22 protein-coding genes are annotated in these 22,076 nt (G+C 71.1%); 14 read left to right on the top strand and 8 right to left on the bottom strand.

What is annotated here, in order from left to right; genetic code table 11:
* The first annotated feature begins 69 nt into the window (after positions 1-69).
* Both J2W21_RS16210 and J2W21_RS16215 read left to right on the top strand, forming a co-directional pair.
* On the top strand, positions 70-1,599 hold the full coding sequence (locus tag J2W21_RS16210; RefSeq protein ID WP_307115544.1) for an ABC transporter permease: 1,530 nt from the start codon (positions 70-72) through the stop codon (positions 1,597-1,599).
* A 1-nt stretch (position 1,600) separates the two neighbouring features.
* Entirely contained in the window at positions 1,601-2,809 is a 1,209-nt protein-coding gene (locus tag J2W21_RS16215) for an ABC transporter permease (protein ID WP_307115545.1), read from the top strand.
* A gap of 37 nt (positions 2,810-2,846) precedes the next feature.
* Here the strand turns inward: J2W21_RS16215 and J2W21_RS16220 are convergent, their stop codons facing one another.
* Positions 2,847-3,473, bottom strand: coding sequence for a PH domain-containing protein (locus J2W21_RS16220; RefSeq protein WP_307115546.1), 627 nt, complete (start codon positions 3,471-3,473; stop codon positions 2,847-2,849).
* A gap of 94 nt (positions 3,474-3,567) precedes the next feature.
* Between J2W21_RS16220 and J2W21_RS16225 the strand changes: the two genes are divergently transcribed.
* Complete coding sequence (locus tag J2W21_RS16225) at positions 3,568-5,433, top strand: ABC transporter ATP-binding protein (RefSeq protein ID WP_307115547.1); 1,866 nt, start codon at positions 3,568-3,570, stop codon at positions 5,431-5,433.
* 87 nt (positions 5,434-5,520) lie between these two features.
* Here the strand turns inward: J2W21_RS16225 and J2W21_RS16230 are convergent, their stop codons facing one another.
* Positions 5,521-6,396, bottom strand: a complete 876-nt coding sequence (locus J2W21_RS16230; protein ID WP_307115548.1) for an SGNH/GDSL hydrolase family protein — start codon at positions 6,394-6,396, stop codon at positions 5,521-5,523.
* A 222-nt stretch (positions 6,397-6,618) separates the two neighbouring features.
* On the opposite strand from J2W21_RS16230, the gene typA reads away from it, so the two are divergent.
* Positions 6,619-8,544: a translational GTPase TypA gene (gene typA, locus J2W21_RS16235; protein ID WP_307115549.1), complete on the top strand. Its 1,926-nt coding sequence runs from the start codon at positions 6,619-6,621 to the stop codon at positions 8,542-8,544.
* 230 nt (positions 8,545-8,774) lie between these two features.
* On the opposite strand, the gene J2W21_RS16240 is transcribed toward typA, so the two are convergent.
* Positions 8,775-9,266 carry an ArsR/SmtB family transcription factor gene (locus J2W21_RS16240; protein ID WP_307115550.1) on the bottom strand — a complete coding sequence of 164 codons (492 nt, stop codon included), beginning with the start codon at positions 9,264-9,266 and terminating at the stop codon, positions 8,775-8,777.
* Between the two features lie 59 nt (positions 9,267-9,325).
* On the opposite strand from J2W21_RS16240, the gene J2W21_RS16245 reads away from it, so the two are divergent.
* A complete protein-coding gene (locus J2W21_RS16245; protein ID WP_307115551.1) occupies positions 9,326-10,600 on the top strand; it encodes an MFS transporter in 1,275 nt (424 codons plus the stop codon).
* Between the two features lie 22 nt (positions 10,601-10,622).
* Here J2W21_RS16245 and J2W21_RS16250 read toward each other — a convergent pair whose 3' ends face one another.
* Positions 10,623-11,222, bottom strand: a complete 600-nt coding sequence (locus J2W21_RS16250; RefSeq protein ID WP_307115552.1) for a TetR/AcrR family transcriptional regulator — start codon at positions 11,220-11,222, stop codon at positions 10,623-10,625.
* A gap of 121 nt (positions 11,223-11,343) precedes the next feature.
* On the opposite strand from J2W21_RS16250, the gene J2W21_RS16255 reads away from it, so the two are divergent.
* From J2W21_RS16255 to J2W21_RS16265, 3 genes are read left to right on the top strand one after another with little or no spacing between them, the layout of a single operon-like run.
* Complete coding sequence (locus J2W21_RS16255; RefSeq protein WP_307115553.1) at positions 11,344-11,958, top strand: DUF6230 family protein; 615 nt, start codon at positions 11,344-11,346, stop codon at positions 11,956-11,958.
* Positions 11,959-11,993: 35 nt separating this feature from the next.
* Positions 11,994-12,419 (top strand): DUF6114 domain-containing protein, encoded by a 426-nt coding sequence (locus J2W21_RS16260; RefSeq protein ID WP_307115554.1) that lies wholly within the window; start codon positions 11,994-11,996, stop codon positions 12,417-12,419.
* Positions 12,416-13,192, top strand: coding sequence for a hypothetical protein (locus J2W21_RS16265; RefSeq protein ID WP_307115555.1), 777 nt, complete (start codon positions 12,416-12,418; stop codon positions 13,190-13,192). The genes J2W21_RS16260 and J2W21_RS16265 overlap by 4 nt, the downstream gene beginning before the upstream one ends.
* Here J2W21_RS16265 and J2W21_RS16270 read toward each other — a convergent pair.
* Positions 13,189-13,428, bottom strand: coding sequence for a putative acetyltransferase (locus tag J2W21_RS16270; protein WP_307115556.1), 240 nt, complete (start codon positions 13,426-13,428; stop codon positions 13,189-13,191). The genes J2W21_RS16265 and J2W21_RS16270 overlap by 4 nt on opposite strands.
* Before the next feature lie 115 nt (positions 13,429-13,543).
* Here J2W21_RS16270 and fdxA point away from each other — a divergent pair, with 115 nt between their 5' ends.
* The 3 genes from fdxA to J2W21_RS16285 all read left to right on the top strand — a co-directional run bounded on the left by fdxA (position 13,544) and on the right by J2W21_RS16285 (position 16,436).
* On the top strand, positions 13,544-13,870 hold the full coding sequence (gene fdxA, locus J2W21_RS16275) for a ferredoxin (protein ID WP_066499004.1): 327 nt from the start codon (positions 13,544-13,546) through the stop codon (positions 13,868-13,870).
* 2 nt (positions 13,871-13,872) lie between these two features.
* Positions 13,873-15,027 (top strand): succinyldiaminopimelate transaminase, encoded by a 1,155-nt coding sequence (gene dapC / locus J2W21_RS16280; protein ID WP_307115557.1) that lies wholly within the window; start codon positions 13,873-13,875, stop codon positions 15,025-15,027.
* A gap of 125 nt (positions 15,028-15,152) precedes the next feature.
* Positions 15,153-16,436, top strand: a complete 1,284-nt coding sequence (locus tag J2W21_RS16285) for a citrate synthase (RefSeq protein WP_307115558.1) — start codon at positions 15,153-15,155, stop codon at positions 16,434-16,436.
* Positions 16,437-16,511: 75 nt separating this feature from the next.
* Here J2W21_RS16285 and galE read toward each other — a convergent pair whose 3' ends face one another.
* A complete protein-coding gene (gene galE, locus J2W21_RS16290) occupies positions 16,512-17,528 on the bottom strand; it encodes a UDP-glucose 4-epimerase GalE (RefSeq protein ID WP_307115559.1) in 1,017 nt (338 codons plus the stop codon).
* Positions 17,529-17,622: 94 nt separating this feature from the next.
* Between galE and J2W21_RS16295 the strand changes: the two genes are divergently transcribed.
* Entirely contained in the window at positions 17,623-18,249 is a 627-nt protein-coding gene (locus J2W21_RS16295; RefSeq protein ID WP_307115560.1) for a TetR/AcrR family transcriptional regulator, read from the top strand.
* A gap of 29 nt (positions 18,250-18,278) precedes the next feature.
* Positions 18,279-18,890: a hypothetical protein gene (locus J2W21_RS16300; protein WP_307115561.1), complete on the top strand. Its 612-nt coding sequence runs from the start codon at positions 18,279-18,281 to the stop codon at positions 18,888-18,890.
* Between the two features lie 7 nt (positions 18,891-18,897).
* On the opposite strand, the gene J2W21_RS16305 is transcribed toward J2W21_RS16300, so the two are convergent.
* A complete protein-coding gene (locus J2W21_RS16305; RefSeq protein ID WP_307115562.1) occupies positions 18,898-19,746 on the bottom strand; it encodes a hypothetical protein in 849 nt (282 codons plus the stop codon).
* 78 nt (positions 19,747-19,824) lie between these two features.
* The gene (gene dapD / locus J2W21_RS16310; RefSeq protein ID WP_307115563.1) at positions 19,825-20,844 is read right to left on the bottom strand and encodes a 2,3,4,5-tetrahydropyridine-2,6-dicarboxylate N-succinyltransferase; all 1,020 of its coding nucleotides are present in this window, start codon (positions 20,842-20,844) and stop codon (positions 19,825-19,827) included.
* A 69-nt stretch (positions 20,845-20,913) separates the two neighbouring features.
* Here dapD and dapE point away from each other — a divergent pair, with 69 nt between their 5' ends.
* Positions 20,914-22,068, top strand: coding sequence for a succinyl-diaminopimelate desuccinylase (gene dapE / locus J2W21_RS16315; protein ID WP_307115564.1), 1,155 nt, complete (start codon positions 20,914-20,916; stop codon positions 22,066-22,068).
* Positions 22,069-22,076 lie beyond the last annotated feature (8 nt).

Below are 22,076 nucleotides of genomic sequence, written 5' to 3' on the forward strand. Positions count from 1 at the left end.
GAAGCCCTCGGCCCCCCAGCGCCGCCCCCCATCCTTTCGGGGCGGACCACATTAGAGGTACAACGAAACATGGTGACTTACGTCGTCCGGCGCCTCATCACCGCAGCACTGATCCTTCTCGGAGCGTCCTTCCTGGTGTACATCCTCACCGCGCTCTCCGGGGATCCGCTCGAGGAGTTCCGCGCCAGCTCAGCCCCCAATGCCCCCCAGCTCATGCAGGCGCGGTCCCAGCTCCTCGACCTGGACACGCCGGCACCCATCCGATACTTCAAGTGGCTCGGCGGTGCCGCCGGGTGCCTCGTCGGCCAGTGTGACCTCGGCAAGAACCTCGCAGGCCAGCCGGTCACCCAGGCGCTCGGCCAGGCCCTCGTCCAGACTCTGACCCTCGTCACAGGCGCCACGGTCCTCGCCATCCTCATCGGCGTCGCGCTTGGCATCATCACCGCCCTGCGCCAGTACAGCGCGCTCGACTACGGCGTGACGTTCATGGCCTTCCTCTTCTTCTCCCTGCCCATCTTCTGGGTCGCCGTCCTGCTCAAGGAGTACGGCGCCATCGGGTTCAACAACTTCCTGGCGCACCCCAACATCCCGCTGCCGGTAGCGCTCGGCATAGGGCTCGTCTTCGGTCTCGTGACCGCGATCGCGGCCGGCGGCACGGCGCGGCGGAGGGCGATCGTCGGGGCCATCGTGTTCGCGTTCGTCGCCATCGTCCTCGTGATCGCGGACCTCACCCAGTGGTTCCGCTTCCCGGGCCTGGGCCTCGGCGTCATCCTCATCGCGGGCGTGGGCATCGCCTTCGGCGTGACGGTCCTCGCGGCCGGCCTGCAGAACCGCCGCGCCCTCTACGCGGGGCTGACCACGGTGGTCATCGGGGCCGTCCTGTACTTCCCCATCCAGCCGCTGCTCGACCTCGCCACGCCGCTGATGATCATCATCCTCGCGGTCATCACCGTGGCCGTCGGCCTCGCCGCGGGCTACTTCTGGGGCGGGTACGACCGCGGCCAGGGGATGCGCGTCGGGGCGATCACCGCCTTCATCGTCGCCGGCCTGATCATGCTCGACCGCTTCATGCAGTCGTGGCCCGCCTACTTCGACAGCAGCAAGATCCGCGGCCGCCCGGTCGCCACGATCGGCGCCTCGACGCCGAACCTCCAGGGCGACTTCTGGGCCTCGGGGATCGATTCCTTCACCCACCTCATCCTCCCCACGGTGGCCCTCATCCTGGTCTCGCTCGCGAGCTACACGCGCTACACGCGCTCGTCGATGCTCGAGGTCATGAACATGGACTACATCCGCACGGCCCGCGCCAAGGGCGTGAGCGAGCGCAGCGTCGTCATGCGCCACGCGTTCCGCAACGCGCTCATCCCGATCGCCACCGTGGTCGCGCTGGACATCGGCCAGCTGATCGGCGGAGCCGTGATCACCGAGACGGTCTTCTCGGTGCGGGGCATGGGCTTCATGTTCCTCGACGGCATCTCGCACGTGGACCCGAACCCGGTCATGGGCGTGTTCCTGTGCGTGGCCATCACCGCCCTCGTCTTCAATCTCATCGCGGACCTCGTGTACTCCGCGCTCGATCCTCGCGTTAGGGTGAAGTGACATGAGCCAGCAGTCTCAGCAGCAGGAGACCGTGGCCGGCACCCCGGCCCCCGTCCAGCAGAGCGAGCCGGCGGCGGGCGTCGAGCCCGTGATCGAGGCCAAGGGCCTCAGCCTCGGGCAGATCGTCCGCAAGCGCTTCTTCGGGCACACGGGCGCGCTCATCGGCCTGGTCGTCTTCGCGGTCATCTTCATCCTCGCCTTCTCCTCCGAGGGGTGGGGCCCCATCCCCGGCTGGTGGAAGTTCCAGCACGACCAGGTGACCCCGCTCGTCAACGACGGCACCCCCACGTGGACCCTCGCGCCGTTCAGCTTCGGAGAGCACCCGTTCGGCCAGGACCGGATCGGGCGCGACCTGTTCGCGATGACGATGCGCGGCGCCCAGCAGTCGATCATCATCATGATCATCATCGGCCTCGTCGCCGGGATCATCGGCGTCGTCGTCGGGGCCCTCGCCGGCTACTTCCGAGGCTGGGTCGAGGCGGTCCTCATGCGCCTGACCGACGTCATCATCATCATCCCCGTGCTGCTCCTCGCGGCTGTCATGTCCCAGACGGCCGGCCGCCGCGACTCGGGCACCTGGTTCGCCCAGTTCGCGGCGAACAACGGCGTCGTGGTGCTCGGCATCTTCCTCGGCCTCGTGGTGTGGGTGGGCCTCGCCCGCCTCGTGCGCGGCGAGTTCCTCTCGCTGCGCGAGCGCGAGTTCGTCGACGCCGCACGCATCTCGGGCGCCTCGAACGCGCGGATCATCTTCAAGCACATCCTGCCCAACGCCGTGGGCGTCGTGATCGTCAACGGCACGCTCATCATGTCCTCCGCCATCCTCCTCGAGACGGCGCTGTCCTACCTGGGCGTCGGAGTCAAGGCGCCGGACACCTCGCTCGGGCTGCTCATCTCCCAGAACCAGGAGGCCTTCTCGACGAGGCCGTGGCTCTTCTGGTGGCCGGGCCTGTTCATCGTGCTCATCTGCCTGTGCATCAACTTCATCGGCGACGGCCTGCGCGACGCGTTCGACCCGCGGCAGAAGAAGTTCAACGCGAAGAAGGCGAAGGCACGCAGCACCCACGCGAGCGCGGGCACTGAGGTCGCCCCGGCCCCCGGGCTGGACGTCGGCGAGGGTGTGAGCTCCGTGTCCGGCTACGTCCCGGACAGCGAGGCCTTCGGCGGCGCGCCCGAGCGCCGGACCGAGGACCCGACCGGCAGGAACGCGTGACGTGCGCCCCCTGACTTCCCGGCGCCCGCCAGCGGGCTCAGGCCAGGATGGTCACCGCGGAGGCCACCGCGAGGACCACACCGAGCGCCAGGATGCCCCACTCCACGCGGTGCGACACCGGGGTCTCGTCGGCGCGGCCGGCGGCCACCGCGCCGCGCTCCATGAGTTCGGCCCAGCGGCGGCGCACGAGGATGGCCGCCTGGCCGGAGACGGTGTTGCCCAGGTCGCCGGGGCGCACCGTGTGCTCGGGGCCGTAGCTGCTCTCGGGCAGACCGGTCAGGTGCTCCGGCTGGGCGCGGCGGGCACCGAGAGCGCCCGGCGCGGGCGCGGCCCAGGCGGCGAAGCGTCCCCGGGCCGTGCCGAGGGTCAGGGCGTACTTCGTGTCGACGTAGGCCAGGGCCTCCCACGGCACGCCGATGCGGCGGGCGGGGTTGACGAGCTCGACGCCGGCATCGCTCACCACGACGGCCGGGCGCCAGAACAGCGCCCAGCCCGCGTAGGCCATGAGCGCGAGCGGGGCGACGAAGCGCAGGCCGGGCAGCCCCGCCTGCGCGACCGTGACCACGAGTCCCAGCGCGGCGAGCGCCCACAGCAGGAGGGCCAGCAGCCTGTTGCTGCGGGCCCGGTAGACGTCGGTCTGGCCGGCATGGTGCATCGCGCTCATGCCCCCCATGATGCAGGACGTCGGATCGAATGCAGGATTCCGCTCCCCGAGCCGAGGTGCTCGGGCGGGGCGGCGGACGGAAGGAAGCACAACGATGGCTGAGAACCTCGGCACGGCGGGGGAGCCCCGCAGGTCCAGGAACCGGGGCGAGAAGGTCGCGGCGGACCTGGTGAAGGGCCAGAAGGTCCTCGAGGTCAGCGACCTGAGCGTCGACTTCGGGGTCGAGAAGGAGTGGGTCCCCGCGGCGATCGGCCTCAACTACGAGGTCAAGGCGGGCGAGGTCCTCGCGATCGTCGGAGAGTCCGGCTCGGGCAAGTCGGCCAGCTCCATGGCGCTCCTCGGCCTGCTGCCCTCCAACAGCAGGGTCTCGGGCAGCGTCAAGCTCATGGGCAAGGAGCTCATGGGCAAGGACCGCGCGGCCGCGACGCGCAGCGTGCGCGGCAACGACGTCGCGGTCATCTTCCAGGAGCCGATGACCGCCCTCAACCCCGTGTACACGATCGGCAACCAGATCGTGGAGACCATCCGGCTCCACAGCGCGGTCTCGCCGGACGAGGCCAAGGCCAAGGCGATCAAGATGCTCGAGCTCGTCGAGCTGCCCGATCCGGTGAAGGCCTTCAAGTCCTACCCGCACCAGCTCTCGGGGGGCCAGCGCCAGCGCGCGATGATCGCCCAGTCGCTCTCCTGCGACCCGAAGCTGCTCATCGCCGACGAGCCGACCACGGCCCTCGACGTGACCGTGCAGGCCGAGATCCTCGACCTCATGCGCCACCTCAAGGACAAGCTCAACAGTGCCGTGATCCTCATCACGCACGACATGGGCGTGGTCGCAGACCTCGCCGACCGGATCGCCGTGATGCGGCGCGGCCTGATCGTCGAGACGGGCTCGGCCGAGGAGATCTTCCACCGCCCGCAGCACCCCTACACCCAGGCGCTGCTCGCCGCGGTGCCCCACCTCGGGCAGGGCGGGGAGGGCACTGCGGACGACGTCGACATCACGGCCGCGCTCGCCGCGGCCACCGGCGCGGAGCTCGAGGCGGTGGACGCGGCCGAGCTCGCCGCCCGCGAGCGGGAGAACGAGCGCGCACTGGCGGCCCACGCGGCCGCGGCGGCGGGGCGCGGGGAACCGGTCCTGTCCCTCGAGAACGTCGCGATCGAGTACCCCAAGCAGGGGCGGGTCGCAGCGTTCCGCGCTGTGGAGGGCGCGAACCTCACCGTCTACCCCGGCCAGGTCGTCGGCCTCGTGGGGGAGTCGGGCTCGGGCAAGACGACCATCGGCCGCGCCGCCGTCGGGCTGCTCCCCGTCGCCGAGGGATCGCTCAAGGTCACCGGGCGCGAGATCTCGAACCTGAAGAAGAACTCGAAGGAGCTCCACGGCATCCGGCGCTCGGTGGGCATGGTGTTCCAGGACCCGTCGTCGTCGCTCAACCCCCGCCTGCCGATCGGCGAGTCCATCGGCGAGCCGATGCTCCTCGCCGGTGTGGCGAAGGGCGCCGAGCTGCAGAAGAAGGTCGAGGTGCTCCTGGACCAGGTCGAGCTCCCGCGCGGATACCGCAACCGGTACCCGCACGAGCTCTCGGGTGGCCAGAAGCAGCGCGTGGGCATCGCCCGTGCGCTCTCGCTCAAGCCCAAGCTCATGGTGGCCGACGAGCCCACGTCCGCCCTCGACGTGTCCGTGCAGGCCAAGGTGCTCGAGCTGTTCCAGGCGCTTCAGAAGGAGCTCGGGTTCGCGTGCCTCTTCGTCACCCATGACCTCGCCGTGATCGACGTGCTCGCCGACTACATCTGCGTCATGCAGCGCGGCCGCATCGTCGAGCAGGGCTCGCGCGATGCGATCCTCCGCAACCCGCAGGAGGCGTACACGCAGCGCCTGCTCGCGGCGGTCCCGCTGCCCGATCCGGAGAAGCAGCGCGAGCGGCGCGAGCTGCGCGAGCTGCTCGCCACGAGCGGCATCGACTGACGCGGCCGTCCCGCGCGGGACGGGGACGACGACGGAGGGGAACCTGCCAGCGGCAGGTTCCCCTCCGTCGTCGTGCGCCGCCTCCCGCTAGGTGATGCCCAGGCCCTGCTTCTCCAGCGCTGCGGCGAGGACCGGGGCGAGCCGGGCACGGCCGGCCGGCTTGAGGTGGACGCGGTCCGCGAGCTGGTCCTTGAGGTGGTAGCGGGAGATCCAGTCGCCGCAGCTGATGAACGGGACGCCCAGGCCGTCCGCCGTGCGCCGCAGCAGGGTGTCCACGCGGTTGCGTCGCCCGCCGCCGTCGGCAGCCGCGCGGGCGAGCGTGCCCACCATGACGATCCGCGAGCCGGGATAGGTGCGGCGCAGCTCGGCGACGAGGGTCCGGGCGCCGGAGGCGATCGCCGCGTTGCCGGACCCGCGGGAGGCGTCGTTGCCGCCGCCCTCGACGACCACGAGGCGGGGTGTGCCCGCGGGCAGGCGCCAGTCTCCGCGCCGCAGCGCCTCCACGTAGGCATGCGTCCGCCGGTTGCCCACTGAGTACCCGGTGCCGCCGGCGCCCGCGAAGTACACCGAGTAGCCCGCCCCCCGGAGGCCGCCGCGCACCCAGCTGTCCTGCGGGACGGACTGCGAGTCGCCGATGAGCACGGCCGTGCGGGAGAGGTCCCCGAGGACCGGCTCGACGCGCTGGGTGAGCGGGTCCACCCAGAGCGAGCCGAGTGGGAGGTACCGGGCGGGCGTGAGCCGGCGCGCCGTCGTCGTGCGCGGGGAGGTGACCAGCGGCGCGCTGCCGAAGAAGACGGGCCCGGGGTTGCCCGCATACCGGGCCGGCGCGGGGGCCGGGAGCTGCGGCGCCGAGGACGGGGCGGGGAGGACCTGCGAGGCCTCGCAGCCTGTGAGGAGGACGGCCAGGAGCGCCACGATCACGGCCGCGGCCGAGCGGTTCGCGCGACGTGGGGCTCGGTCCATGCCTGTCCTTTGTGAGAGTCGATCGTCACTATCATGCGTCTCACGAGCCACATTGCACCAATGCCCAAGGACCCTGCGGACGGGCAGGTCCCGCCGAGAGAGTAAAATTGTCTGTGCTGGCCCTCTACGGGGTCTGTTCCGCTGTGCCTCCGGCCCGACCCGACGGGTCCCGCGTCGGGCGCCGGACAAAGTCGCGAACCACCCGAATCGAGCCTCACGCGTATGACTGAAACTGTGTCCACCGCTTCCCGCACCGACCTCCGCAACGTTGCCATCGTCGCGCACGTCGACCACGGCAAGACCACCTTGGTCGACGCCATGCTGCGACAGACGAACTCCTTCGCCTCCCACGGCGAGGTCGAGGAGCGCGTGATGGACTCCGGCGACCTCGAGCGCGAGAAGGGCATCACCATCCTCGCGAAGAACACGGCCGTGCGCTACGCTGGCCCGTCCGCGGCGAAGGCCGGGGAGCCCGAGGGCATCACCATCAACGTCATCGACACCCCGGGCCACGCCGACTTCGGCGGCGAGGTCGAGCGCGGCCTGTCGATGGTGGACGGCGTGGTGCTCCTCGTCGACGCCTCCGAGGGCCCGCTCCCGCAGACCCGCTTCGTTCTCCGCAAGGCCCTCGCGGCCCACAAGCCGGTGATCCTCGTGGTCAACAAGACCGACCGCCCGGATGCCCGCATCGACGAGGTGGTCCACGAGAGCATGGACCTCCTGCTCGGCCTCGCCTCCGACCTCGCGGACGAGGTGCCCGACCTCGACCTGGACAAGGTCCTCGACGTGCCGGTCGTGTACGCCGCCGCCAAGGTCGGCGCCGCCTCGCTCGAGCAGCCCGCGAACGGGCAGGCGCCCGGCAACAGCGACCTCGAGCCGCTCTTCGCCACGATCCTCGAGCACATCCCTGCCCCGACGTACGATCCCGAGGGCGTCCTGCAGGCGCACGTGACGAACCTTGACGCCTCGCCGTTCCTCGGCCGCCTCGCCCTCCTGCGCATCTACAACGGCACGCTGCGCAAGGGCCAGCAGGTCGCGTGGGCCCGCCACGACGGCACGCTCAAGACCGTCAAGGTCACCGAGCTGCTCGCCACCAAGGCGCTCGAGCGCGTCCCGGCCGAGTCCGCAGGCCCCGGCGACATCGTCGCCGTCGCCGGCATCGAGGACATCACGATCGGCGAGACGCTCACCGACGTCGACGACCCGCGCCCGCTGCCGCTCATCACCGTCGACGACCCCGCCATCTCCATGACGGTGGGCATCAACACCTCGCCGCTGGCCGGCCGCGTCAAGGGCGCCAAGGTCACCGCGCGCCAGGTCAAGGACCGCCTCGACAAGGAGCTGATCGGCAACGTCTCGATCCGCGTCCTGCCGACGCAGCGCCCGGACGCCTGGGAGGTCCAGGGCCGCGGTGAGCTGGCTCTGGCCATCCTGGTCGAGCAGATGCGCCGCGAGGGCTTCGAGCTCACGGTCGGCAAGCCGCAGGTCGTGACGAAGAAGGTCGACGGCAAGGTGCTCGAGCCGATGGAGCACATGACGATCGACGTGCCCGAGGAGTACCTCGGCGCCGTGACCCAGCTGCTCGCCGCGCGCAAGGGCCGCATGACCAACATGGCCAACCACGGCACCGGCTGGGTCCGGATGGAGTTCATGGTCCCCTCCCGCGGCCTGATCGGCTTCCGCACCAAGTTCCTCACGGACACCCGCGGCGCGGGCATCGCCTCCTCGATCGCGGAGGGCTACGAGCCGTGGCAGGGCGAGATCGAGTACCGCACCAACGGCTCGCTCATCGCGGACCGCGCGGGGGTGGCGACCCCGTTCGCCATGATCAACCTCCAGGAGCGCGGCACGTTCTTCATCCAGCCCACGGCCGAGGTGTACGAGGGCATGATCGTCGGCGAGAACTCGCGCGCCGACGACATGGACGTCAACATCACCAAGGAGAAGAAGCTCACCAACATGCGCTCCTCCACCGCGGACAACTTCGAGGGCCTGACCCCGCCGAAGACGCTCACACTCGAGGAGTCCCTCGAGTTCGCCCGCGAGGACGAGTGCGTGGAGATCACGCCGGAGGCGATCCGCATCCGCAAGGTCATCCTCGACGCCAACGAGCGCCTCAAGGCCGCGCGCAGCCGCGCCCGCGCCTAACCCTCCACCCGTTTCGGGTACGCATCCCGTCGCCTTTTCGGCATTTCGGGTACGACGCCGGCCGGCGCCTTCCACGCGGAAGGTGCCGGCCGGCGTCGTTCGTGTACCCGGAACGGGAAAACCGCTACGAGATGCGTACCCGAAACGGGAAAACCGCGACGAGATGCGTACCCGAAACGCAGAGGGGGCGGGGCGGGGGATGATGCGGGGATGGCCGGCGGGGCGCCGGGTCAGTCTGCCGTGGGGTCCCGGTGGTGGGCGATCATGAGGGACGTGGCCTCCCCGTCGGGGTCGCTCGGCATAGCTACGTACTCGTCGACGACCTCGCGCAGCCGGGCCATGAGCTCGGACCGGTGCTGCTCGTTGAGCCTCAGCCCGAGCCGCCAGACCTCGATGTCCTCGGGGGAGAGGGCTGCGGTCTCCTGCACGAACGTCTCGATCAGGACGGGGGAGACGTCGTCGACCTTCTGGCTCCAGGACTTGCGGGTCGCGAGGTACGGCACCTCTTTGGCCCCGCGGTTTCCGCGCCGCTCCGGGAGCGCCTCGAGGAACCCAGTGGCCACTAGCGTGCGCACATGGTGGAGGCACGAGGCGGGATTGATGCCGAGGAGGTCGGCGATCTCCTTGTTGGTGCGGGGGTGGTGGAGGCACATGCGCAGGATGCGCAGCCGCAGCGGGGAGCTGAGCGCTCGGCCCTTGGCCGCCTCGTCCGACTGGGTCATGGAACCACTCTAGCCGCGAGTGATTGACAGTTCTCAATCACTGGGCCCACACTGGCCGCATGGCCTCCCGCACCTCCGGCGACCTGGCTTCCAACGCCCTCGTCCGCAGCCGCTCATTCCTCGCTTTCTGGACCGGACAGGGGATCAGCCAGCTCGGCGTCCAGCTGGGCCAGCTCGCGCTCCCTGTGCTCGCCGTGAGCCTGCTCGGAGCCGGCGAGATGGACCTCGGTGTGCTCAACGCCGCCGCGATGGCAGCTTTCCTCGTGGTGGGGCTGCCCGCCGGCGCCTGGGTGGACCGCTGGCTCAAGCGGCGCACCATGATCCGGGCCGATCTCGTCCGGATGGCCGCGATGCTCGCGGTCCCGGTGCTGTGGTGGGCGGGGGCGCTGCAGATGTGGCACCTGTACGTCGTCGCGGCCGTCGTGGGAGTGGCCACCGTGTTCTTCGATGTGGCGTACCAGAGCTACATCCCCCTCCTCGTGCCCCGTGCCCAGGTCTCCGAGGCCAACGGCAAGCTCGAGGCCACCGCCCAGGTCGCGCGCATGGGCGGTCCGGCCCTCGGTGGGTTCCTGCTGACCCTCGTGAGCGCGCCCGTGCTGTTCGCCGCCGAGGCGGGCGGGTACCTCGCCTCCGCCCTGTGCCTGACGAGGGTCCACGACACCGAGGAGCCCGCCGCGCCCCGCGAGGGCAGCAGCCTGGTGGCCGAGATCCGCGAGGGGGCGGCTTTCGTGGCGACCCACCGCCTGATCCGGCGCATCGTCGCCAGCACCGCGACCAGCAACCTCTTCTCCTCGCTCGCCTACGTCCTGATGCCGCTCGTGATCCTCCGGGAGCTGGGCCTCGGCCCGGCGGGGCTCGGCGTCATGCTCTCGATCGGGTCCGTGGGCGGCCTCCTCGGCGCCTTGGCGACGCCGCGGCTCGCCGCGCTCACGGGCGAGGGCCCGCTCCTGCCGCTCGGGCTCATGGTGGGCGGCTGCGCGGTGGTCCTCTTCCCGCTCGCCCTCGCCGCCGGGCCGGGCCCGCTGGCGCTCGTCCTGCTCAGCGTGGGGGAGTTCGCCATGAGCTTCGGGGTGATCGTCTACAACGTCATGCAGGTCAGCATGCGCCAGCGCGTCTGCCCGCCCCGGCTCCTCGGGCGCATGAACGCCTCGATCCGCTGCGTGGTGTGGGGGGTCATGCCGATCGGCTCGCTGCTCGGCGGCTGGCTCGGGGAGCGGTGGGGCCTCGTCCCGACCCTGTGGGTCGGCATCGCGGGACAGCTCCTGGCGGTCCTTCCCGTCGCGCTCGGCCCCTTCTTCCGGCTCCGGACCCTGCCCGACGCGGTCGAGGAGTAGCGGGCGGGCTGGCCGCGGCCCCTCAGAGCCTCTGGTCGCGGAGGGAGTTGACCATGCCGTGCAGGGACGCCTCCAGGAACCGGACCACGTCGTCGGCACCCGTGTCCCGCTCGATCGCCAGGCTGATCAGGGTCTCCTCGGCGAAGGCCACCCAGGACCGCAGCGCGATGCGGAGCAGCTCGGTGTCCGGCAGCCCCAGCTCGATGAAGGAGTCCGACAGCCGCTCCGCGTTCAGCTCCCGCGACTCGTCCACGATCTTCCGCACGGCCGGGTCACCGCTGGCGGTGCCCCTGACCAGCGAGTAGAAGGTGCCGCGGTGCTCCTGCACAAAGAGGGTGATCCTCAGCAGCGTGTCCCGGATCCGCTCCCGCGGCGCGAGCTCCTGACGGGGAGCGCTCGCGACGAGCAGGCTGTCCCTCGCCGTCGTGACCACTGCGAGGTGCATGCCCTGACGGGTCTCGAAGTAGTGGAACACGAGCGGGCGCGAGACGCCGGCCCGGCGGGCGAGCTCGTCCATGGTGAGCTCGTCCAGTGTGTGGTCGGTCAGGAAGTTCACTCCGACCGCGACGAGCTGCGCCCTCCGGTCCTGGGGGCTGAGGCGGGCGCGGTGCGGTTCGGACACAGCAGAAAGTCTACTGATCGGTGGGCCAGTACCTGGGACCCCTATTGACTAGCTGTCAACAGGCTCGGTATCTTCGACGAGTTCCCCGCCGCCCCGGGCGGGCCCTGTTCCAGGAGGATCAATGAAGTTCCCCGTCTCGCAGCGCGTCCGCAGGATGCGCGCGTCCCACGCTGGCCGCATCATCCTCGTCGCGGTGCCCGCGGCCCTTGCCGCCTCGCTCCTGATGGGCGGCGTCGCCGAGGGCGCGGTGCCCGTCTCCTTCGCCGTATCCGGCAGCCAGTTCCAGATCGGCGCCTCCAAGCTCAGCGGAACCGGGTTCTCCCAGTACGCCGGCGTCGCCAAGGACACCGAGGGCAAGGAGCACGCCGTCGCGATCGCGAACATCAAGAGCGCCACCCTCTCCGACCTGTGCCAGGCGGTGGTCACCGAGACCCCGCTGGGCAAGGTGGGCGTGCTCATCAAGGCCGGCGGCGGGAACAGCCCGGCCTCCGCGTCCGATCTGCAGATCGGCATGACCGGGCTGAAGGGCGATGCGGCCTTCGGCAACATCCGCATCGGTGTCGACGCCTCGACCGTCAACACCGCTGCGAAGGGCTCGGTGGGCGACTTCGCGCAGGACTCCGGCAGCATCACGATCAACAACCTGCAGCAGACCGCCTGGAGCACTCAGGCTTCGGTGTTCACCCTGACCGGGATGAGCATGCAGCTGACGGACGGGTCCAAGGGATGCTTCTGACGTCTCGCGCAGCCATGACGAGGGAGACCGCACCCATGACCACGGACCACGGCGTCCCCGCGCTGTCCCGCAGCGCGACGGCAAGCGGCGGGGCCCGCGGATTCCGGCACTGGCGCCGGGGCCGTCCGTTCATCGGCGGCCTGCTGGCCGCCCTCGGCGGGGTGGAGATGTTCTTCTCCGGGCAGCTCGACCTCGGCCACCTGCACATCCAGCTCGGCATCGAGGGCCTCCAGGCCACGGTCATCCCGATCGCGCTGGTGCTGCTGGGGGTCCTGTCGGTGACCATGCCGGCGCACCACGTCTTCTACGGCATCCTGACCCTCGTGGTCGCGATCTACTCCCTCGTCGGCGTGAACATGGGCGGCTTCATCGTCGGCATGCTCCTCTCGGGAGCCGGGGGAGTGCTGGTCGTCGCGTGGATGGGCCCGGCGGAGGCCAGGCGGGGAAAGAGGGCGGAGTGAGCCTGCGCCGCACCCGCGCCGTGGCCGCCGTCCTGACCGGCTCGGTCCTCGCGCTGCCCTTCACCCTCGGAGCCGCGCGCGCCCCTGACAGCGTCCCGACGGCGCTCTGCGTGCCGCTCCTGGTCTCCTGCCCCACCTCGACGCCGAGCCCCTCGGCGCCGGGGGCGGGCACCCCCACCCAGGCCCCGGCCGCTCCCGGGCCCCTTCCCTCCGTCCCCGGCACCCTGCTGCCCGGGCTCGGGTCAAGCCCCAGCGTGCCGGCGGTTCCGGGCGCGGGGTCGACGGCGAGCCCTACCCCCACCGCGACCCCCGAGCCCACCTCCAGCGCGCCGGTGCCGGCGCCCCGGGACGGCGGGACGCCGGTGTTCACCAAGACCCCGGCCTCCATGGGCTCCCAGGGCCTGTCCTTCACTGGCCTCAGTTCGGTCAGCATCGTCACGGTGCCGACCGCCGACGGCAGCGGCCAGCGCGCCCTGAAGATCACCGCCGACTCGATCACCATCACGGGGTTCACCCTCACCGTGCGGCAGCCCCACGGCCCCGGCCTCGTGACCTCTGCGGACAAGATGGTGCTCAGCGGGCATGTCAGCGTCTACCTCGGATCGGTCACGGGCACGACCTCCAACGGGCGCAGCCTGGCGCTCGGCACCGACACGCCCCCGCCGCTCGACGACGTCGCGCCAGGCCTCCTTCGGGTCACCATGGGCCTGGTCGGTGCCACGGCGGATTCGATCAGCTACACCAACACCAACCAGCGGATGGTGCAGCCCTAGCCCTCAGACCCCCGCCGGCCACGTCGTTGCGGCGGGGGAGGCACGGGCTTCGCCGCCGCAACGTCGCCGAGGCGCACGACGGCGGTGCCGCGCCTCGTGCGCACGGTGACGGTCTCGCCGTCGCACGCCACCAGATCCCCGAGCGCGTCGGTGAACCCGCCCGGCACCCGCGACCGCACGACCACGCGCGTGCCGAGCGGGAGGGAACGGAGGAGGTCCGCCGGGGTGGAGGGCATGCTCCATCGTAGGCACCGTCGCCGCGGCCCCGTGTGACGTTGGAGTGGCGGCGGCCGGGCGATAGATAATAGGCTCAATCGGCCCGGTAGTAGTGGTGGAAGAGAGGGTGGCACCGTGACATACGTGATCGCACAGCCGTGCGTGGATGTGAAGGACAAGGCCTGCGTCGAGGAGTGTCCCGTCGACTGCATCTACGAGGGCGAGCGGTCCCTGTACATCCACCCGGACGAATGCGTCGACTGCGGCGCGTGCGAGCCCGTGTGCCCGGTCGAGGCCATCTACTACGAGGACGACGTCCCGGACGAGTGGAGCGACTACTACAAGGCCAACGTCGAGTTCTTCGATGACCTCGGTTCGCCCGGCGGTGCCGCGAAGCTCGGCAACACCCACAAGGACCATCCCCTCGTGGCGGCCCTCCCGCCGCAGAGCGCCGACAGCTGAGCGTGCGGAACGGACCCAGCTCTACCCGGCAGTTCGGCCTCGACCTGCCCGACTACCCGTGGGAGGCCATGGCGCCCTACCGGGCGAAGGCGGCCGAGCACCCGGGCGGCGTCGTCAACCTCTCGATCGGCACGCCGGTCGATCCCACCCCGGAGGTGGTGCAGGAGGCCCTGCGCGCCGCCGCGGACGCCCCCGGCTACCCGACCGTGCACGGGACGACCGCGCTGCGCGAGGCCGTCGTCGAGTGGTTCGCCCGCCGCCGTGGGGTGACGGGGCTGGACGAGCAGGCGGTCATGCCCACCGTCGGCTCGAAGGAGCTCGTGGCGTGGCTGCCGTTCCTGCTCGGGCTCGGCGAGGGCGACGTCGTCGTCCGGCCCACCGTCGCCTACCCGACCTACGACATCGGCGCGCGCCTCGCCGGCGCGACCGCGGTCGCCGCGGACAGCCTAGAGGAGCTCGACGACGCCACGCGGGCCAGGGTCCGCCTCGTCTGGGTCAATTCGCCCGGCAACCCCACCGGCGCGGTGCGGGACGCCGCCGAGCTGCGCACCGTCGTCGACCGTGCGCGGGAGCTCGGCGCCGTGGTGGCCTCGGACGAGTGCTACGCCGAGCTCGGATGGGGGGCGTGGGACGCCCAGCGCGGCGGCGAGCCGGTCCCGTCCGTGCTGGACCCACGGGTGAGTGGCGGCGACATGACCGGACTCCTCAGCGTGTACTCGCTGAGCAAGCAGTCCAACCTGGCCGGGTACCGCGCGGCGTTCGTCGCCGGCGCCCCGGAGCTCATGCCCAACCTCGTCAACAGCCGCAAGCACGCGGGCATGATCATGCCGTACCCCGTGCAGGAGGCCATGCGCGTGGCCCTCGGCGACGAGGCCCACGTCCTCGCCCAGAAGGACCTCTACCGGTCCCGGCGCGAGCGGCTCCTGCCCGCCCTCGAGGCGTTCGGCCTCACACTCTCGCACTCGGAGGCGGGCCTGTACCTGTGGTGCACCGCGGGCGAGGACACGTGGGCGACCGTGGGGCGGCTCGCGGGGCTCGGCATCGTCGTCGGCCCGGGCGTCTTCTACGGCGAGGCCGGCCACGGGTTCGTGCGGGTGGCCCTCACGGGCACCGACGAGCGCATCGACGCCGCCGTGGAGAGGCTCACAGAGCGCTAGCGGGCGCGGGTCCCGGCGCGGTCCCCGGGGCCGGCCGTAGGCCACAGGACCGCCGGTATCAATTAGTCCCGAGAACGATCTGGGAGTAGCTTTAGAGGGTTGCGAGCTACCCATGAAGGGGAACCATGACTGAGATGAATGGCGCCGTCCTGCGCCACGAAGGGGGAGAGCTCCCGCTTCCCCGCATCGCCGCCGTCGAGGGAAACGACGGCTATGACGTCTCGAAGCTGCTGAAGGAGACGGGCGCCGTCACCTTCGACCCCGGCTTCATGAACACCGCAGCCACGACTTCCGCGATCACGTTCATCGACGGCGATGAGGGCATCCTCCGCTACCGTGGCTACCCGATCGAGCAGCTGGCACAGCACTCGAGCTTCCTGGAGGTCTCGTACCTCCTCATCTACGGGAACCTTCCGACCCCGGCCGAGCTCGACGCGTTCGACCAGCGCATCCGCAGGCACACCCTGCTGCACGAGGAGCTCAAGAGCTTCTTCGCCGGGTTCCCGCGGGACGCGCACCCGATGCCCGTGCTCTCCTCCGCCGTGTCCGCGCTGTCGACGTTCTACCAGGATTCGCTGGACCCGTTCAACGAGGAGCAGGTGGAGCTCTCCACCATCCGCCTCATGGCGAAGCTGCCGGTCATCGCGGCCTACGCGCACAAGAAGTCCGTCGGGCAGCCGCTGCTGTACCCGGACAATTCCATGAACCTCGTGGAGAACTTCCTGCGCCTGTCCTTCGGGCTGCCCGCCGAGCCCTACGAGCTCGACCCGCTCGTGGTCAAGGCCCTTGACACCCTCCTCATCCTGCATGCGGACCACGAGCAGAACTGCTCGACCTCGACCGTGCGCCTCGTCGGATCGGCCAACGCGAATATGTTCGCCTCCGTCTCGGCCGGCATCAACGCGCTCTTCGGCCCGCTGCACGGCGGCGCGAACGAGGCCGTCCTGAACATGCTGCGCCGGATCCAGGCCGACGGCATTGCGCCCGAGGACTTCATGGAGAAGGTCAAGAACAAGGAGGACGGCGTCCGGCTCATGGGCTTCGGGCACCGTGTCTACAAGAACTACGACCCGCGCGCCAAGATCATCAAGGCGACCGCGCACGAGATCCTCGGCAAGCTCGGCGGCAACGACCAGCTCCTGGAGATCGCCATGCGCCTCGAGGAGAAGGCCCTCGCGGACGATTACTTCATCCAGCGCAAGCTCTACCCGAACGTCGACTTCTACACGGGGCTCATCTACAAGGCGATGGGCTTCCCGGAGAAGATGTTCACGGTGCTCTTCGCGATCGGGCGCCTCCCGGGCTGGATCGCCCAGTGGCGCGAGATGATCAAGGACCCGCAGACCAAGATCGGGCGCCCGCGCCAGCTCTACGTGGGCGAGGCGGAGCGGGACTACCCCGCCCGCTGACCCCTCGGGGTCTCGGGTGCGACGACGGCCGGTGCCTTCCGCTGGGAAGGCACCGGCCGTCGTCGTACTCCGGGGTCAGGAGGCCTGGTAGCCCATGGGGTTGTTCTTCTGCCAGCGCCAGTGGTCCTCGCACATCTGCTCGATAGTGCGGGTGGTGGCCCAGCCGAGGTCCCGGTGGGCTGCGGAGGCGTCGGCCCAGAAGGCCGGGAGGTCGCCGGCGCGGCGGGGCGCGATCTCGTAGGGGATGGGCTCGCCCACGGCCTTCTCGAAGGCGTGGTGCATCTCGAGCACGCTCGTGCCCATGCCGGAGCCGAGGTTCCAGCGGTGCACGCCGTCGTGGTCGCGGAGGTAGTCCAGCGCGGCGGCGTGGCCCTCGGCGAGGTCGACGACGTGGATGAAGTCGCGCTGGCAGGTGCCGTCCGGGGTGTCGTAGTCGCCGCCGAACACCATGAGCTTCTCGCGCCGCCCCACGGCGACCTGCGCGATGAACGGGACGAGGTTGTTCGGGATGCCCTGTGGGTCCTCGCCGATGAGGCCGGAGGAGTGCGCGCCGACCGGGTTGAAGTAGCGCAGCAGTGCTATGCGCCAGGCCGGGTCGGAGGCGCCGAGGTCGGTGAGGATGTCCTCGATCTGCTCCTTGGTTCGCCCGTACGGGTTCATGGCGCCGATCTCCATCGACTCCACGTAGGGGATGGGATTGCGGTCGCCGTAGACGGTGGCCGAGGAGGAGAAGACGATGGTGCGCACGCCGCGGCGCTCCATGACCCGCAGGAGCGCGATCGTGCCGGCGACGTTGTTGAAGTAGTACTCAAGCGGGATCTGCGCCGACTCGCCCACGGCCTTGAGGCCGGCGAAGTGGATCACGGCCTCGGGCGAGTGCTCCGCGAAGACCGCATCGAGGGCGTCCTCGTCCGTGATGTCCGCCTGGACGAACGCGGCCTCGCGCCCCGCCAGTCCGGCGACGCGTCGGAGGGCCTCCGGGCTCGAGTTGGAGAGGTTGTCGACCGCGACGACGTCGTGCCCGGCTTCGAGGAGGGTCAGGACCGTGTGGGAGCCGATGTAGCCGGTGCCACCGGTGACGAGGATGCGCATGGGCCCCATCCTATCGAGATCACCGCAGCGGCGGCGGGGGTGCTGCGCCGCGCCCCGCGGCCGCCAGGGCGCACAAGTGTGCTAGGAACAAGGGGTGCCCAGAAACGTGGACGCGGCCCTGCGCCGCCAGCAGATCGTGGAGGCGGTCAAGAGGATCGTCGTGGCCGACGGCCTGGGGCGCGTCTCGCTGCGGGAGGTCGCGGCCGAGGCGGGCCTCGTCGTCGGGTCGGTGCGGCACTACTTCGCCACCTCGGCCCAGCTCGCGGCGCACGCCTTCGAGGCGGTCACGGACGGCGTCCTCGCCCGGCTCGAGGCAGCGGCGGCCGAGCCGTCCGCTGTGACCGATGAGGTCGTCGTGGCACAGCTGTGCCAGCTCCTGCCCCTCGATGAGGGCCGCGCCGTGGACCTGTGCGTGTGGACGGAGTTCAAGCTCGCGGCCCGCACGCGGCCCGAGCTGGGTGCCGAGGCGGAGCGGAGCCACCGTGCCGTCGCGGCGACGCTCGGACGCGCACTGGTGCGCCTGCGTCCCGGGCTCGGCCAGGAGGACCTCGTGCGGGAAGCCGAGCGGCTCCTGGCCACCGTCGAGGGCCTCGGCCTGCACGCCATGCTGCACGGCAGGTGGCTCGATGCGGACCTGTGCACGGACGTCCTCCGGGCGCAGGTCGCGAGCATCGGACTCGCCGGCGCCGGGGCCCCGTGTGCCGCGGCGGGAATACACTGAGAGAAGACCGGCAAGGAAGCGAATAACCCATGCACCACACCGGAGGACCCGGCTGGCGGATCACGATGGACACGTCTGGCCCCCTGCTCCTCGCGCTCTACCTCAAGGACCATGCGGGGCTCACCGGGGCCGGGATGCCACCCGTGGCCGCGGCGCAGCCGCGGGTCCGCGAGGCAGACCATCATCAGCTCATGCAGCACGTGGGCGGCCTTCCGGCCCTCCGGCGCGAGTGGGAGGCATGGTGGCAGCACCTCATCGAGAGCCACCCCGAGATGACCCCCGCCGTGGAGCCCCCGGGGTTCCCCGCCTTCGGCGCGACGCCCGCCCTGCAGCGCTCCCTCCAGGCCCACTTCGGGGCGGCCCTCACGTGGGCGCGCGAGCGGCGGGCCGAGTACGAGCGGCTCGAGAAGGAGCGCGAGGCCAGCGGTGCCACTTCGGTGCTGCGGGAGGTCGTCGAGGAGCGCCAGCTCGAGGTCGGCCCGTCGGCCAAGGACTTCACCCTGACCATCATCGAGCTTCCCCTGTCCGAGGACCGGGCGTGGCTCGTCAACGCGGACAAGGTCATCATGAGCCAGGGGCTTCTCGCGGACCCCGAGGCGTTCAGGAGCTACCTCACCCCGGTCGTCGAGATCCTCGTCTGAGAGCGCGTCAGGGTGCCGCGGCCACCGTCACGGTCACGGTGCCTTCGGGCGCGGCGGAGTCGGTCCAGCCCTTGTTCCCGTCCCGGATCCAGCTGTGTCCGGCATAGTCGACCTGGGTGACCGCCAGCTGCTTGGCGTTGGCCACCGCCCACTGGGCCACCGACCAGCCCTCGGCGCCCTGGGCCCGCACCGTGACCGTCCGGCCGCCGGCGGCCGCGGGCAGCGCGCCGTAGGCTGCCGTCAGCTGCGACCTGACGGCGGACGGGTCGCCGGCGGCCTCCGGCTTCCGCAGCGTGCAGGTCAGCGCCGCCTCTGACTGGCCGGTGAGGGCCGAGGCGAAGGCGCGGCCCGTGTCCTCGTGCTGGGCGTAGGCCTCGGGGAAGCCGGAGCGCTGGACCTCCTGGGCGGCCTCCGTGATCGAGAGGTCCTGGTAGCCGCGGATCTTGACCAGCCCGTCGTAGAACGCGTTCGTCGCGTACTCCGGGTCCATGATCTGCGCCTCGGTGCCCCACCCCTGGGAGGGGCGCTGCTGGAAGAGCCCCCTGGAGTCGGGGCCGGCCCTGTCGCCGTAGCTGAGGTTGCGCAGCTTGGACTCCTGCAGGGCCGTCGCGATCGCGATCGTGGCGGCCCGCGGGGGCAGGCCGCGCCGGACCGAGATCGCCGCGATGAGCGAGGCATTGGCCGCCTGGTCGGTGGCGAGCTGCTGCTGGGAGTCGCCGAGCGGGGCCGTGCAGCCCTCGACGATGGGCTTGTCATTCCGGTTCAGCACGAGCGAGGTGATGTAGATCCCCACGCCGGCCAGCGCGAGGGCCACGAGGACGGTGAGGGCACGCCGCACTCTGCGGGCGTTGGCCATCCGGGGACTCCTTGCTTCTGACGAGGGGGGCAGGGGCGGCCGGCGCCGTGCGCGGGCCGCCCCGGGACGCGGGGAGCGTCAGTTGGCGTGCAGGGCCTCGTTGAGCTCGACCGTCTGGCCGTTGCGGGGGAGCGCCTCGACCTGACCGGTCGTGGAGTTGCGGCGGAACAGGAGGTTCGACTGGCCCGAGAGTTCGACGGCCTTGACGACCTTCTCCGCGTTCTCGCCGAAGGCATCCTTGAAGCCGCCGATGCGCACCCGCGTCCCGGCGGTGACGTAGAGGCCCGCCTCGACCACGGAATCGTCGCCGATCGAGATGCCCACGCCGGAGTTCGCGCCGAGGAGCACGCGCTCGCCGAGGGCGATCCGCTCGCGGCCGCCGCCGGACAGCGTGCCCATGATGGACGCCCCGCCGCCCACGTCGGTCCCGTCGCCCACCACGACGCCGGCGGAGATGCGGCCCTCGACCATCGAGGTGCCCAGAGTGCCGGCGTTGAAGTTCACGAAGCCCTCGTGCATCACGGTGGTCCCCTCGGCGAGGTGGGCGCCGAGGCGCACGCGGTCGGCGTCGGCGATGCGGACCCCGGAGGGCACGACGTAGTCGACCATGCGCGGGAACTTGTCCACGCCGAAGACCGTGACGGCGCCGCGGCGCCGCAGCCGGGCGCGCGTGGCCTCGAAGCCTGCCGGGTGGCACGGGCCGAAGTTGGTCCACACGACGTTCGGCAGCTTGCCGAACACGCCGTCGAGGTTGACCGTGTTCGGGCGCACGAGCCTGTGGGAGAGGAGGTGGAGGCGCAGGTAGGCGTCCGCGGTGTCGGCAGGGGCCTGTTCGAGGTCGATCTGGACGAAGACCACCTTGGTCTGCGTGCCCCGATCGGCGTCGGCGCCGTGCTCCGCGGCCTCCACGAGCTCGGCCGGGGCGGCGTCGACAACGGCGTCGTCCGCGAGGTGTTCGGCGGCCTCGCCGAGTGCCGGGGCGGGGAACCACACGTCGAGCACGGTGGCCTCGTCGGCTCCGGTCGCAGAGGGTGCCACGTGGATCGTGGCGAGGCCGAAGCCGTGGGCGGCGCGGGGTGCGGCAGGGGTCTCAGTCATGGTTCCCAGTCTATCGGCGGCCGTGCGGCCGTTCGGCATCGCGCAGGCCGCCAGAACTATGCTGGGCGGGTGACTTCACCAGCCCCCGCGGACCTTGACCTGACGCAGGACGTCGCCCTCCTCACCGCCGCGCTCCTCGACATCAGGAGCGTCTCGGGCGAGGAGACGGCCCTCGCAGACGCGATCGAGCGCGCGCTGCGCGCCCAGACCTCGCTGTCGATCACGCGCGACGGCGATGCGATCGTCGCGCGCTCCGGGCTCGGCCGGAGCGAGCGGGTCATCCTCGCGGGCCACATCGACACCGTTCCGCTGCCTGCCGTCGACGGCGCGCGGGGCACCGTCCCGTCGTCGTGGGACGGCGAACCGGGGGAGGGGACGCTGTGGGGCCGCGGCGCGACCGATATGAAGGGCGGCGTTGCTGTCCAGCTCGCCCTCGCCGCCCGCCTGTTCCCGGCCGCCGGGACGCACGACGCCGGCGCCTCGCCGGCCGCTGCGGCGTCCCCGAGCCGGGACGTCACCTTCGTCTTCTACGACCACGAGGAGGTCGAGGCCTCCAAGAGCGGGCTGGGACGCCTCGCGGCGCACCACCCGGACCTGCTGGCCGGCGACTTCGCGATCCTCCTCGAGCCCACCAACGGCACGGTGGAGGGCGGCTGCAACGGCACGCTGCGCGTCGAGGTGTCGACCGTCGGGGAGGCCGCACACTCGGCCCGTGCCTGGATGGGCCGCAACGCGATCCACGCGGCCGCCCCCATCCTCGCCCGCCTCGCCGACTACTCTCCGGCGACCGTGACCGTGGACGGCCTCGACTTCCGGGAGGGCCTCAATGCGGTGGGGATCTCCGGGGGGACTGCCGGGAACGTCATCCCGGACCGCTGCACGGTCACCGTCAACTACCGCTTCGCGCCGGACAAGGGGCTCGAGGAGGCGGAGGCCGTGGTGCGGACCCTCCTGGCGGGCTTCGAGGTGGTCCGCACCGACGGGGCCTCCGGAGCCCGGCCCGGGCTGAACCACCCCGCGGCGGCCGCGTTCGTCGCCGCCGTGGGCCGGGACCCGCTGCCCAAGTACGGGTGGACGGATGTGGCGAGGTTCTCCCAGCTCGGCGTGCCGGCCGTCAACTTCGGACCCGGCGATGCGCTCCTGGCCCACAAGGACGACGAGCGGGTCGAGGCGGCCGCCGTCCGGGAGTGCCTCACGTCCCTCGAGGCCTGGCTCCGCGCTTAAACGTCTCT

Origin of the sequence: Sinomonas atrocyanea (genome assembly GCF_030811715.1) — a bacterium.
In the GTDB taxonomy this organism is placed as follows: domain Bacteria; phylum Actinomycetota; class Actinomycetes; order Actinomycetales; family Micrococcaceae; genus Sinomonas; species Sinomonas atrocyanea_A.